13 protein-coding genes and 2 tRNA genes are annotated in these 11,166 nt (G+C 63.1%); 7 read left to right on the forward strand and 8 right to left on the reverse strand.

The genetic code is table 11. From position 1 onward, the window contains the following. Positions 1-128 precede the first annotated feature (128 nt). A complete protein-coding gene (locus BLU88_RS11665; RefSeq protein ID WP_092014006.1) occupies positions 129-1,670 on the forward strand; it encodes a fatty acyl-CoA synthetase in 1,542 nt (513 codons plus the stop codon). A gap of 12 nt (positions 1,671-1,682) precedes the next feature. Here BLU88_RS11665 and bioB read toward each other — a convergent pair whose 3' ends face one another. Continuing rightward, positions 1,683-2,783: a biotin synthase BioB gene (gene bioB / locus BLU88_RS11670; protein WP_092014008.1), complete on the reverse strand. Its 1,101-nt coding sequence runs from the start codon at positions 2,781-2,783 to the stop codon at positions 1,683-1,685. A 261-nt stretch (positions 2,784-3,044) separates the two neighbouring features. On the opposite strand from bioB, the gene BLU88_RS11675 reads away from it, so the two are divergent. Continuing rightward, a complete protein-coding gene (locus tag BLU88_RS11675) occupies positions 3,045-4,499 on the forward strand; it encodes a uracil-xanthine permease family protein (protein WP_231939376.1) in 1,455 nt (484 codons plus the stop codon). Between the two features lie 95 nt (positions 4,500-4,594). Here the strand turns inward: BLU88_RS11675 and BLU88_RS11680 are convergent. After that, positions 4,595-4,671, reverse strand: a tRNA-Pro gene (locus tag BLU88_RS11680). Between the two features lie 82 nt (positions 4,672-4,753). On the opposite strand from BLU88_RS11680, the gene BLU88_RS11685 reads away from it, so the two are divergent. Further along, entirely contained in the window at positions 4,754-5,251 is a 498-nt protein-coding gene (locus tag BLU88_RS11685) for a TetR family transcriptional regulator (protein WP_092014011.1), read from the forward strand. Between the two features lie 94 nt (positions 5,252-5,345). Further along, positions 5,346-5,422 (forward strand) — tRNA-Val (locus BLU88_RS11690). A gap of 146 nt (positions 5,423-5,568) precedes the next feature. Here BLU88_RS11690 and BLU88_RS11695 read toward each other — a convergent pair. Continuing rightward, positions 5,569-5,916, reverse strand: a complete 348-nt coding sequence (locus BLU88_RS11695) for a cupin domain-containing protein (RefSeq protein ID WP_197678133.1) — start codon at positions 5,914-5,916, stop codon at positions 5,569-5,571. A 124-nt stretch (positions 5,917-6,040) separates the two neighbouring features. On the opposite strand from BLU88_RS11695, the gene BLU88_RS11700 reads away from it, so the two are divergent. Beyond that, a complete protein-coding gene (locus BLU88_RS11700) occupies positions 6,041-6,631 on the forward strand; it encodes a DUF2249 domain-containing protein (protein ID WP_231939377.1) in 591 nt (196 codons plus the stop codon). Here the strand turns inward: BLU88_RS11700 and BLU88_RS11705 are convergent, their stop codons facing one another. Beyond that, entirely contained in the window at positions 6,632-7,018 is a 387-nt protein-coding gene (locus BLU88_RS11705) for a DUF1801 domain-containing protein (RefSeq protein WP_231939378.1), read from the reverse strand. A gap of 74 nt (positions 7,019-7,092) precedes the next feature. Then, a complete protein-coding gene (locus tag BLU88_RS11710) occupies positions 7,093-7,569 on the reverse strand; it encodes an Lrp/AsnC family transcriptional regulator (protein ID WP_092014018.1) in 477 nt (158 codons plus the stop codon). Positions 7,570-7,678: 109 nt separating this feature from the next. On the opposite strand from BLU88_RS11710, the gene BLU88_RS11715 reads away from it, so the two are divergent. Together BLU88_RS11715 and BLU88_RS11720 are read left to right on the forward strand one after the other, a co-directional pair. After that, positions 7,679-8,860: a trans-sulfuration enzyme family protein gene (locus BLU88_RS11715; RefSeq protein WP_092014021.1), complete on the forward strand. Its 1,182-nt coding sequence runs from the start codon at positions 7,679-7,681 to the stop codon at positions 8,858-8,860. A 55-nt stretch (positions 8,861-8,915) separates the two neighbouring features. After that, positions 8,916-9,677, forward strand: a complete 762-nt coding sequence (locus BLU88_RS11720; protein WP_092014024.1) for a MerR family transcriptional regulator — start codon at positions 8,916-8,918, stop codon at positions 9,675-9,677. Positions 9,678-9,703: 26 nt separating this feature from the next. Here BLU88_RS11720 and BLU88_RS11725 read toward each other — a convergent pair whose 3' ends face one another. The 3 genes from BLU88_RS11725 to BLU88_RS11735 all read right to left on the reverse strand — a co-directional run bounded on the left by BLU88_RS11725 (position 9,704) and on the right by BLU88_RS11735 (position 11,080). Continuing rightward, positions 9,704-10,108, reverse strand: a complete 405-nt coding sequence (locus BLU88_RS11725) for an HIT family protein (protein WP_092014027.1) — start codon at positions 10,106-10,108, stop codon at positions 9,704-9,706. Between the two features lie 64 nt (positions 10,109-10,172). Further along, positions 10,173-10,640 carry a redoxin domain-containing protein gene (locus tag BLU88_RS11730; protein WP_092014030.1) on the reverse strand — a complete coding sequence of 156 codons (468 nt, stop codon included), beginning with the start codon at positions 10,638-10,640 and terminating at the stop codon, positions 10,173-10,175. After that, complete coding sequence (locus tag BLU88_RS11735) at positions 10,637-11,080, reverse strand: DUF3052 domain-containing protein (protein ID WP_092014033.1); 444 nt, start codon at positions 11,078-11,080, stop codon at positions 10,637-10,639. The genes BLU88_RS11730 and BLU88_RS11735 overlap by 4 nt, the downstream gene beginning before the upstream one ends. Positions 11,081-11,166 lie beyond the last annotated feature (86 nt).

Below are 11,166 nucleotides of genomic sequence, written 5' to 3' on the forward strand. Positions count from 1 at the left end.
GCCCCCACACTATTACATCGGAAAGGGAGATCACGGCCGGTATTGCGGCAACTGGGAACACACATAAGACGAAGCAGAGAACAGTAGTCGATTTTCCGAGAAAGTGATGTGGCTCATATATTTGGACCATGACAATCACACCCAGCTTCTCCGAATCTCCCGTGACCGGAAATTCGTCCACGGTCTCTGACCTCATCCGTCGCAGCGCCGGTCGCTTCCCCACCAGCACGGCCATCGAGTTCGGCGATCGGACTTGGACCTATGCAGACCTCGACGCTGCCGTGACTGCGGTTGCCCGCGAACTCGCCCGCCTCGGCGTGGCGAAGGGCGACCGGGTCGCCGCATATGGGAAGAACTCCGACCTCTTCGTCCTCCTCTACCTCGGCTGCGCCCGTGCCGGGTTCATCCATGTGCCGGTCAATTATCAGTTGAAGGGCGACGAGCTCGACTACATCCTCAGCAACTCGGGCGCTGAAATCGTCTTCGCCGACGCCGATCTCATGTCGGCAGTGACCTCGACTCCCACCGGCGACGCGGCGCGGGTGATCGATTTCGCAGCACTCGTTCCGGTCGCCACCTCGGATTCGATCGCCGCTGCAGGCAACACAGAGTTCTCCGTCGACGACACCGACGTGGCACAGCTTCTCTATACATCAGGTACCACCTCGGCGCCGAAGGGAGCGGTGATGACTCATCGCGCCCTGGTCCACGAGTACCTGTCTGCCCTCATGTCCCTCGACTTCGCGGAGACGGATCGTGCCGTCCATGCCCTGCCGCTCTACCACTCGGCGCAGATGCACGTCTTCCTGCTGCCTCTCCTGTCGATCGGTGCCCACAACATCATCGTCCCCGCCCCCGTACCGGACGAGCTGCTTGCTCTTTTCGAAGCGAGAGAGATCAACTCGTTCTTCGCTGCCCCGACAGTCTGGGTGGCGCTGGCAAACAGCCCCGAACTCGAGACCCGCAACCTCGACAGCCTTCGCAAGGCGTACTACGGGGCCTCCATCATGCCCGGGCCGATTCTCGAACGCCTGCGCCAGCGGCTCCCGAAGCTCGGCTTCTTCAACTGCTTCGGCCAGTCGGAGCTGGGCCCCCTGTGTTCAGTGCTGCGTCCTGAGGAGCACGATGAGCACACCGGTTCGGCCGGGCGCCCGGTCATGTTCGTCGAGACTCGAGTCGTCGACTCCAGCGGAGCAGATGTCGGCCCCGGCGAGGAAGGCGAGATCCTCTACCGGTCGCCGCAGCTATGTGAAGGCTATTGGAATCGTCCAGACGCCACTGCTGAAGCCTTCGATGACAACTGGTTCCATTCCGGCGACCTCGTCAAGGTCGACGAGAACGGATTCATCGAAGTCGTCGACCGAGTCAAGGACGTGATCAACACCGGCGGAGTGCTGGTCGCCAGCCGCCAGGTCGAAGATGCGATCTTCGAACTCCCCCAAGTCGCCGAGGTGGCCGTGGTCGGCATTGCCGACGAGAAGTGGATCGAGGCTGTCTCCGCCTTCGTCGTCATCAAAGACGGCCAGCCGTCGCTGACAGCCGAGGACGTCACCGCCCACGTCAAGTCTCGTCTGGCCGGTTTCAAGGTGCCCAAGCGAGTGGAGTTCGTGGCCGAACTGCCGAAGAACTCGGCCGGGAAGATCCTCAAGCGCAGCCTGCGCGAGGTCTGAGCGGACTGGCTCTCAAGCGTTGGCGGTCGCAGCGGTGCCTGCGCCACGCCTGCGGATGACGGGTTCGGTGTGATCGGCCGCCTCGGGGGTGGTCTGAGCGTCCGAACAGCAGCCTCCGGCGCTCTCTCCGTCCTGGCCGAGGATCGTGAATCCGTTGTCGCGGATCGTCGCGAGATCATCGGCGGCGGCTTGGCCCTCGGCCGTGAGGTAGTCGCCGAGGAAGATCGAATTCGCCAGATGCAGGGCCATCGGCTGCAGTGATCTGAGGTGGATCTCGCGCCCGCCGGCCAGGCGGATCTCACGATCGGGGCAGACGAATCGCGCTGTCGCGACGATCTTCATGCACTGAGTGGGTGTGAGGTTCCACTGTCCCTCGAGCGGGGTGCCGTCGAAAGGCACGAGGAAGTTGATCGGTATCGAGTCGGAGTCGAGGGCTTTGAGGGCGAAGAGTGCTTCGATGATCTGTTCATCACTCTCACCGAGTCCGACGATGAGTCCGCTGCAGGGTGAGAGTCCGGCGGTCTTGGCGAGTTCGACGGTGCTCGTCCGGTCCTCGTAGGTGTGGGTCTTGACGATGTTGTCATGGAAGGACTCAGCCGTGTTGATGTTGTGGTTGTAGGCGTCGGCTCCGGCTTCCTTGAGCGATTCGGCTTGCCCCTCCTTGAGGATGCCCAAGCAGGCGCAGACTTCGACCTCCGGGTTCTCGTCCTTGAGGCGTTCGACGATCTCACCGACGCGGTTGACGTCGCGGCGGCTGGGGCCACGACCGCTGGCGACGAGGCAGACTCGGGAGGCTCCACCGCCGATGCCCATAGTCGCCTGATCCATGGCCTCCTCGGTGCTCAACCACGAGTACTTGAGGATCTCGGCCTTCGAGCCCAGCGACTGAGAGCAGTAAGTGCAGCTCTCCGGGCACATTCCCGATTTGAGATTGACGAGGTAGTTCAACTTGATCGTCATGCCGAAATGCCGTCGGCGCAGTCGCGATCCTGCGTGGACCAGGTCGAAGAGGCCCTCGTCTGGGGTGGAGAGAAGTGCGAGTGCCGCGGCCTCAGTGATCTCTCCCCCATTGAGAATCGATTCGGCAAGTTGGTCAGGGTTCACAGTCGTCATCGATCGGTCCTTTGTCGCCGTGCGATTGAAGTGGTGCTGAATCAGTCCAGGTCAGTTCTCCTGAACACTGTTAAATATACTATCAGAACTGTGATCCGGCTCTCCGCTTCGTGGGGCGTAGTATGCACTGACCTCCCGCGTTCGTCGTCTGTCGACTCGGCGAGACGGCCAGCAGGCGCATAGACTTCTCTCGCCGGGTCGGACCGCTGTCCGACGGCCGGTCAACGGCCCGCAGCTGGGAAGAACGGAACGAGGTACACGATGACGGATTCGGCACAGAGGGACACTCACGAAGGATCGCACAGTCGCCGCGGCTGGCGTCTGCACGGGGACGGTCGAACCATCGCTCCCGGTGAGATGGTTCTGCCCGAGGAGCGTCTGAGCTGGCCCCGGACCTTCAGCATCGGCGCTCAGCACGTCGTGGCGATGTTCGGCGCGACGTTCCTCGTCCCTCTGCTCACCGGATTCCCGCCGTCGACGACGCTGTTCTTCACCGCCATCGGCACGCTGTTCTTCCTGCTCATCACGAAGGGGATGATGCCCTCGTACCTCGGTTCGTCGTTCGGACTGCTCGCCCCGATCGGAGCCGTCACCGGATTCTCCGCGACGGCCGGAGAAGACCTCGAATCGCATGCCATGGCCTTGGCCCAAGGCGGAATCATCTCAGTGGGAGTCACCCTGGCCCTGGTCGGACTCGTCGTCCACTTCGTCGGGGTCCGCTGGATCGAGGTGACCATGCCGCCAGTGGTCACCGGTGCCATCGTCGCGCTCATCGGCCTCAACCTTGCCCCGGCCGCCTGGGATTGGGTCAAGGCCGCTCCACTGACTGCCGTGATCACAATCGTCGCGATTCTGCTGACCACGGTCCTCTTCAGAGGCATGCTCGGTCGGCTCTCGATCCTCATCGGCGTTCTCTTCGGCTATGGGGCGGCCTGGCTGCAAGGTGAGCTCGACTTCTCCACCGTCACCGAAGCCGACTGGGTGGGGCTGCCCGCATTCCATGCCCCGGCTTTCGAACTCGGCTACCTCGGCCTCTTCCTGCCGGTCGTCCTCGTCCTCATCGCCGAGAACATCGGCCATGTGAAATCGGTCGCCGCGATGACCGGCCGCGACCTCGATCGCCTCACAGGGCGAACGCTCTTCGCCGACGGTTTCTCCACCATCCTCGCCGGGTCCGGTGGCGGCTCCGGAACAACGACGTATGCCGAGAACATCGGTGTCATGGCTGCCACGCGCATATTCTCCACCGCCGCCTACCTCTGTGCGGCGATCATCGCTCTCATCCTCAGCATGCTGCCGAAGTTCGGCGAGATCATCGCCACGATCCCTCCCGGAGTCCTCGGCGGAGCGGCGACCGTGCTCTACGGAATGATCGGCATGCTCGGTGTGCGCATCTGGGTGGAGAACAAGGTGGACTTCTCCAATCCGATCAACCTCAACACCGTTGCGGTCTCGCTCATCGTCGCCATCGCGAACTTCACCTGGACCCCGGGCGGACTGCAGTTCGAAGGCATCGCCCTGGGCACCGCCTCGGCGATCATCATCTACCAGGTGATGAAGGCGATCGCCCGCTGGCGGGGCACGGACCCGGACCTCGTCGCGGAGAACTTCGCCGAGGCGGTCCACCGTTCCGATGGATCCGCCGGCGTTGAGTCGGCCGGCCGCCCAGATGCCGGCCCCGATGGAACACCCCGGGGGCTTGGCTCACCTTCCTGACCGCGATGCGCGCACAGGCGCTCCGGCATGACGATTACATGCGTGAATGCAGAAGTGCCGCAACCTCGCCTGAGCGTTGCTGCGGCACTTTCCCTTGGTCGGGATAGCGGGATTCGAACCCACGACCTCCTCGTCCCGAACGAGGCGCGCTACCAAGCTGCGCTATATCCCGTGACCAGGAACTACTATAGCGATGGGAACGCGTTCTGAAAAATCGAGACGGGCCCCGGACGAAGAATGAAAGGTATGTCTCATTGGCACTGACAGCCGAAAGCATCACCACTACTGCTCTGACCATCCTTTCGCGCTACGGTCTCGGCGATCTGTCCATGCGCCGACTCGCCCGTGAACTCGACGTTCAGCCCTCCGCACTCTACTGGCACGTCAAGGACAAGCAGTCCCTTCTCATTCTCATCTCGCGCAGCCTCAAGGCCGAAGTCGATGCTCTCTGCCCCGCCACCGCAGATCCCCTCGCCGCAGTCATGTCACTGCGCGAAGTGCTGCTGAAATACCGAGACGGCGCCGAGATCGTACTGCTCGGCTATTCGATCGCTCCGGCGGATGTCACCCCTCAGGCCCTGTCGGCCGATCGCCTGGGTGCTGAACTCTCCCACGGAGTCCTCACGCTTACGCTCGGGGCTGTGGCCGTCGAACAGAACCGCAGACTTTTCGACATCGACCCCGCAGATGCGGCCGAGAATTTCGCAGCCAACGCCGCACTACTGCTTCAAGCCTCCCGGTCACAGCTCTGAACGGTACTGTGATCGCCGGTCATCCCGTTTCGCCGCTCACCCTCGGATGTGGCATACTGGACAAGCGCTGTCACAGTCGTTGACGACGCAGGTGGGGCCTATAGCTCAGTTGGCTAGAGCATCTCGTTTACACCGAGAGGGTCGGGGGTTCGAGTCCCTCTGGGCCCACCATCAAGGCATCCCGTGGCGACGGGGTGCCTCTTCCATATTTCGGCCCGATTCTCCCTGCCGGCGCACAGCCGCGAATTCCGTAGATCCGTAGTCTGCAGGCCGGAACCGCTCCGATCGGATCCTCGCCGAGGCGGGCCCGGAGTCGATCAACCCTCGTTGATCTCCGTGCGGATCGTGAGCAGGAATGCCGCATCGGTCTGCGCTTCCACCGAGTGCTTCTGCGGCGGAATGCCGACGAGCTCTCCGGCACCCAGTTCACACGCCTCGTCGGCAGTCACCATACGCACCTGGCCTCTGATGACGTGCAACGTCGCCTCCGGGGGAGAATCATGCTCCGCGAGCTCTGCGCCTGCTCGCAGAGTGAGCAGTGCCTGCCGGAGGTAGGTTCCAGCGAAGACGCCCTTGGCGGCCCGACCGCTGTGTGCACCTCGCGCCTTCTCCAACAGCTCTTCACTGAGGTTCTCAAGATTCTGTGCGGACATCTGATCGGTCATCTTGGCCTCCTTGCTGAGTCGACTGCAGCCCCGAGGCTGGCATACCTCCTCAGCGTAGGCTCGTTTTCACATCCGTGGTGATAGCTTCAAAGAGGAGTCAGAGAAACGAGTGAGAGGTAACGCTGTGGCAGAAGAATCCGTCATCGACGTCCGGAGCATACCGAAGCCGGAGCGGCATCCGCTCATCATCAAGGCGTATGAGGAACTCGAGGTCGGCACCGGCTTCATCCTCATCAACGATCACGTGCCCGAGGGCCTGCGCGTGGAGATGGTCCGCGAGTTCGCCGATGCGGTCGGATGGGAGCCCCTGGAGAGCGCGGAGGATGTGGCCCGAGTCCGCATCATCCGCCGTGCCGCCACGCCTGCGCCTCGTGTCGTCTTCGATGTCGCCGAACTCAGCGAAGCCGTCGAGGATTCCGGGTCTGTCTGGCAGCTGCCGACGCAGCATCGTGACCTCGACGCAAACGTCATCGCGCTGGTCCCCGGCGGGGAGATCTGCGAACACACGGGACCATCGCTCGACGTCCTCATCCACGTCCTCGCCGGTGCGGGCACCCTGGAGACCGAAACGGGCACAATCGACCTGTCCCCCGGTCAGATCGTGTGGCTGCCCCGTCGGTCCCGCCGTCGTTTCCTCGCCGACGCCGAGGCGGAACTGCAGTACTTCTCGGTCCACCAGCGCAAACAGGGGCTGAGCATCACGGCCCGCCGCTGATCACGGACCTGTGATCAGCTCCCTGCTTCGGGGGCGTCGGGACGGGCAGCGGTGATCGCGATCAGTCGCCGCAGCACCGCCTCGTCGATGTTCTCCGATCGACGCACTAAGGACGCAGCCGGCGCCCTCGGTGTACTTACCGAGCTGTGAGAGCATCTTCGCTCCCTCGGGCAGGTCTTTGAGCCAGTACAGGGAGAGTTGGCGCTTGCGCGGGGAGAATCCCGTCGCCGGCCACTCACCGTGATTGCGCGGATTCACCGGCGAGCGATTGTGACAACGGCCGTAGCCGACGTTCCAGGGTCCCCTCATCACGGGTTCTTCGCCGGTAGCCTCCCGCAAGATCTTATCGAGGGCGAGTCCGTCCTCGCGTCGCTTCTCGGGAGTCACCGAATCGCGGTATGCATCGACATCGGCATCCGTCGGCTGGGTTTTGTTCCCTGCTATTGGGCCAGTATGGCAGTTCAGAGCTGGTCTGGGATCCAGGCGGAACCGTCCTCGACCCGATAGATGAGGTTCGTGCGCGTATGCGCCACGGCAGGATAACGAGTGAGATACTCAAGGACGAAGGACTGAACGGCCGCGGTATCGGTGGCGACGATATGCAGCAGGTAGTCGTCGGCTCCAGCCATGTGATACATCCGCACAACACCGGGGAACTTCGGCGCAGCCGCCGTGAACGCGTCGATCTCGGTCCGATCATGTTTGGCCAGCCGAATCGATATGAGCGCCTGCAGGCCGACTCCCAGCGCAGTCGGATCGACATCGAGATGGAAGCCGCGGATGACACCGAGTGACCTCAATCGTTTCAGACGCAGGGAGACCGTCGATTCCGAGATCCCGACAGCCGCGGCCAGAACCGCACCCGAGGCACGTGCATCGGCGTTGAGTTCCTGAAGAAGGCGAAGATCGGTGCCATCGAGTGAGACGTTCTGCGACATGAGTCACAGTCTCCCATATCTCATCGCAGACTCTCCCGAAGAACTTCCAATACTCGAAGGCTATTGCAGATTCATTGCAGAGATCGGGAGAAATGTATTGAATACGCTTATGACTTCTATGCACCCTGAGACCCGAATGGTCCACGGCGGGATGGACGGTCTGGCAGACGCAGGCGTCCACGTTCCCGCCATCGACCTCTCCACCACCAACCCGGTCAACGACGTCCGCACGGGAGGGGATTCCTATGAGAGCCTCGCCGGCGGGCATCCCCTGAAAGATGGTGACTCCCCTGTCTACCAACGGCTGTGGCAACCCGGTGTGGCACGATTCGAGTCCGCACTCGCCGAATTGGAGAACGCCGAATCCGCCGTTGCCTTCGCCACTGGAATGGCCGCCATGACCGCCGCTCTCCTTGCCGCCGTCGAAGCCGGCACTCCCCATATCGTCGCCGTCCGTCCCCTCTACGGTGGCAGCGACCATCTGCTCGAGTCCGGTCTGCTCGGCACCTCGGTGACCTGGGCGAAAGAGGAAGAGATCGCCTCGGCGATCCGCCGGGACACCGGTCTCGTCATCATCGAGACCCCGGCTAACCCCAGCCTCGACCTCGTCGACATCGAGTCCATCGTCAAGGCGGCAGGAGACGTACCGGTCCTCGTCGACAACACCTTCTGCACCCCCGTGCTCCAGCGCCCGCTCGACCACGGAGCCGCTCTCGTCCTGCACAGTGCCACGAAGTACCTTGGCGGTCACGGTGATGCAATGGGCGGGATCATCGCGACGAACAGCGAATGGACCATGCGCCTGCGCCGAGTCCGCGCCATCACCGGAGCTCTGCTGCACCCGATGGGTGCCTACCTCCTCCACCGCGGGCTGCGGACCCTGGCCGTGCGGATGCGCGCAGCCCAGGACACCGCAGGTGAACTCGCTCGTCGTCTGCAGACTCGTCCCGAGCTCGCGCGAGTCCATTACCCCGGCCTCGCCGATTCCGATCCGCGCGGTCTGGTGGGGTCGCAGATGCACGGCGGCGGGGCGATGATTGCCATCGAACTCGCCGAAGGATTCGAAGCGGCCCGGACCTTCGTCGAACACTGCGACCTCATCGTCCATGCAGTCTCCCTAGGCGGTGCCGATACGCTCATCCAGCACCCGGCCTCGCTCACCCACCGGCCCGTAGCGGCTACCGCGAAGCCCGGTGACGGCCTCGTCCGGCTGTCGGTCGGCCTCGAACATGTCGACGACCTTGCACGAGACCTGTTCACTGCCCTCGACGCCATCCGCGACGCGGCGTGATCTCAATCGTTCACCTGTTGACCTTGACGCAACGTCAACTTCTAAGCTGTCAGACATGGACTGGTCCATACAGGAAATCGCGCGGCTGACGGGCACGACGAGCCGAACCCTGCGTCACTACGACGCTATCGGTCTGCTGCCGCCGACCTCCATCGCCGCCAACGGCTTTCGCTGCTACGACGAAACAGCACTGGTGCGACTCCAGCGCATCCTGCTGCTCAAGGAACTGGGAATGCCGTTGACGACGATCGCCGAGGTCCTCGATTCGAGAGACGATCCGATCGAGACGCTGTCACAGCATCTGGTCTCACTCGGACGCGAGAGAGACCGGCTCGACAGACAGCTCGCCGCCGTCACCGCCACCATCACACGTCTGAAAGCAGGTGAGCCGCTCATGGCTGAAGAGATGTTCGATGGTTTCGACCATCGCGAACACGAGGAGGAAGTGACCAGGCGTTGGGGTGCCGACGCCTATCGACGGGGAGACGAGTGGTGGTCCCGACAGCCCCTCGAGGAGAAGAGGGAATGGAAGGCCCGCGTCTCCGCTCTCTCAGAGCACTGGGTCGCCGCCGCCGAGGCGGGAGCACACCCCGAATCGGACCGCTGCCAGGAACTCGCCGAACGCCATATCGATTGGCTGCGAGCGGTTCCGGGGACCCCGGCGAATGACCCGGAGGGGGACCTCGCCGGCTATGTGCGCGGTCTTGGCCAGATGTACGTCGACGATCCCCGATTCGGCGCGAACTACGGCGGAGCAGCCGGCGCTGCGCTCGTCAGGGATTCTCTCGACCGCTGGCTTGCATCCCGCGGGCTCTGATCCGGCCGAAGCCGGAACGGGAGTACTCAGGACAGTTCGGAGAGCGCCAGCCGGATCTTCTTAGCAGGCGCCTCCAGCTGTTCCGGGGTCTGCATCGGAGCGCGGTCGGAGATGTCGAAGTCATCCATTGAGTTCGTCGGCAGGACGTGGATATGCAGGTGGGGCACTTCGTAGCCGACGATGAGGAGGCCGATGCGCTCGCAGTCGAACGCGCTCTTCTGGGCTTCGCCGATCGATTTCGCCACCGCAGTGAGGTGAGCGAGAAGGTCTGCATCGGCGTCGATCCAGTGCGAGATCTCCTCGCGCGGGACGACCATGACGTGGCCTTCCGTCATCGGTGCGACATCGAGGAATGCGACGCACTTGTCATCCTGATGGACGAAGGTGCCGGGGATCTCTCCGTTGATGATCTTTGTGAACAGCGTGGCCATAGTGTGTCCTCCTCAACAGTCTCCGAAGCTGCCGTCGATCGGCACTTCGGTGGTGGGTCGATTCTCAGAGGCTGGAAAGCGCTGCATCGAAATCCTCGGAGAAATCCCGAGTCTCGGAGCGCGCGACCTGCCTGCCACTCACGATCGTACCCGCAGGTGAGATGACGAAGACTCCTCGTTCGGCAACCCCGTGGATCTCATCGAAGACGCCGAACGCGCGGGCCGCCCCACCGTGGGGCCAGAAATCCGAGGCCAGAGTGACGGCGGTGCCGGCATTCCGTGCCCACGCCGCCAGAGTGTATTTGGAGTCAGTGGACACGACGACGACCTCGACGGCGTGGGAACCCTGCCGCATCCGCTCCTGCCACCCGTCGAGGGCGGCGAGTTCGTCTCCGCAGATCGGAGAGAAGGCGAACGGAACGAATGCGAGCACACGGGCGCCACGCGGGGCCGCCTCGGTGAGGGTGATGACCGATCCGAGATGGTCGGGAAGGGTGAAGTCCGGGGCCCGGTCACCGGGCCGCAGGATCATGAATAGTTCTTCTTGCCCACGAGCCGGAATCCGGCCCAGTCATCGGCGGCACTGACCGTGGAGGTCACGTGCATTCCGGCGGTGGGCGCCGCTTCGGAGATGTCAGCGGGGCTGATGTGTCCCGGGCGGTTCGCCTTCGGGCTGAGCAGCCACACGACTCCGCCCTCCTTCAAAGTGGTCTGGGCGTCGACGAGGCCATCGATGAGGTCATCGTCGTCCGACCGCCACCACATGAGGATCACGTCGTAGACATCATCCTCTTCTCCGTCGGCGATCTTGTCTCCGATGATGTTCTCGATCGCCTCGCAGAGTGCCTGATCGACGTCGTCGTCATAGCCGACCTCTTGCACATAATCGCCCTTTTTCAAGCCGAGGTTGTATCCCAGCTCGTTTGCGAGGGTCGAAGTGGAGGATGTCCTTTCAGAAGCGGAGTTGCTCATGCCTGTATTCTTCCGCCAACAGTGGTCAAGGTGCAAATGATCGGCGCGTCCGCGCGCGGCAAGAGCACACAAACAACATCCAACCA

Source organism: Brevibacterium siliguriense (assembly GCF_900105315.1).
In the GTDB taxonomy this organism is placed as follows: Bacteria; Actinomycetota; Actinomycetes; order Actinomycetales; family Brevibacteriaceae; genus Brevibacterium; species Brevibacterium siliguriense.

Coding starts and splice junctions, on each gene's coding strand:
- BLU88_RS11665 (WP_092014006.1), top strand. CDS start 129: ATGACAATCACACCCAGCTTCTCCGAATCTCCCGTGACCGGAAATTCG.
- bioB (WP_092014008.1), bottom strand. CDS start 2,783: ATGACGACTGTGAACCCTGACCAACTTGCCGAATCGATTCTCAATGGG.
- BLU88_RS11675 (WP_231939376.1), top strand. CDS start 3,045: ATGACGGATTCGGCACAGAGGGACACTCACGAAGGATCGCACAGTCGC.
- BLU88_RS11695 (WP_197678133.1), bottom strand. CDS start 5,916: ATGACCGATCAGATGTCCGCACAGAATCTTGAGAACCTCAGTGAAGAG.
- BLU88_RS11710 (WP_092014018.1), bottom strand. CDS start 7,569: ATGTCGCAGAACGTCTCACTCGATGGCACCGATCTTCGCCTTCTTCAG.
- BLU88_RS11715 (WP_092014021.1), top strand. CDS start 7,679: ATGACTTCTATGCACCCTGAGACCCGAATGGTCCACGGCGGGATGGAC.
- BLU88_RS11720 (WP_092014024.1), top strand. CDS start 8,916: ATGGACTGGTCCATACAGGAAATCGCGCGGCTGACGGGCACGACGAGC.
- BLU88_RS11725 (WP_092014027.1), bottom strand. CDS start 10,108: ATGGCCACGCTGTTCACAAAGATCATCAACGGAGAGATCCCCGGCACC.
- BLU88_RS11730 (WP_092014030.1), bottom strand. CDS start 10,640: ATGATCCTGCGGCCCGGTGACCGGGCCCCGGACTTCACCCTTCCCGAC.
- BLU88_RS11735 (WP_092014033.1), bottom strand. CDS start 11,080: ATGAGCAACTCCGCTTCTGAAAGGACATCCTCCACTTCGACCCTCGCA.